Here is a 634-nt window from a genome sequence, read left to right as displayed (position 1 = left end):
AAGCCCCACTCATCAAAGTCTACAAGACGCCAACCTGCGGCTGTTGTGCCGCATGGGTGGATCACCTGATTTCCGCAGGATTTCGCGCCGATACACTGAACGTGGAACAGGAGCAGCTGTGGTCGCTTAAAGAACAAATGAAAATCTCAGATGTGCTTTCCAGTTGCCACACTGCAATTGTTGGGGACTTTTTTGTCGAAGGTCATGTTCCGGCAGAAGACATAAATCGACTTTTGTCCGAACATCCTGAAGGCCTCGGCCTGACAGTTCCAGGCATGCCGATGGGTTCACCCGGCATGGATTTTTCAGACGAACGAGAACCTTATGAAACCTTGCTCGTTGGTCTGGATGGGACGACGAGTGTGTTTGCTCGACACAGCTGAGAGATTGGATTAAGGGCAATCAGATTTCCCAGCTCCATGTCCAACATTAGTTTGCGCTGATTTCAAAAGGATTCAGCTGCAACCGTTGTGTTTTTTCCACATGGCTGGGTCGTGGCCTTCGGGCACATTGGAGCACGGGTCGTTCGCATACCCTCTTAGAATGCTGTACTGTTGGATTTGATCTGCGCTCAACAGTGGTGTTGTTTGCAGGTGCCGGGACAGATGAACCAGTCGCAACTCGGCCCTGGCAG

Annotated in this window: 1 protein-coding gene; it reads left to right on the top strand. The window is 51.3% G+C overall.

Features of this window, described 5'->3' with window-relative positions; translation table 11 throughout:
- Positions 1 to 383 (top strand): DUF411 domain-containing protein (locus tag ACR0FE_RS23620; protein ID WP_480594234.1); only part of this gene is annotated, 383 nt, incomplete at its 5' end.
- Positions 384 to 634 lie beyond the last annotated feature (251 nt).

The organism is Ruegeria sp. K7, from assembly GCF_056531785.1.
This window is presented reverse-complemented; position numbering and strand designations above follow the sequence as displayed.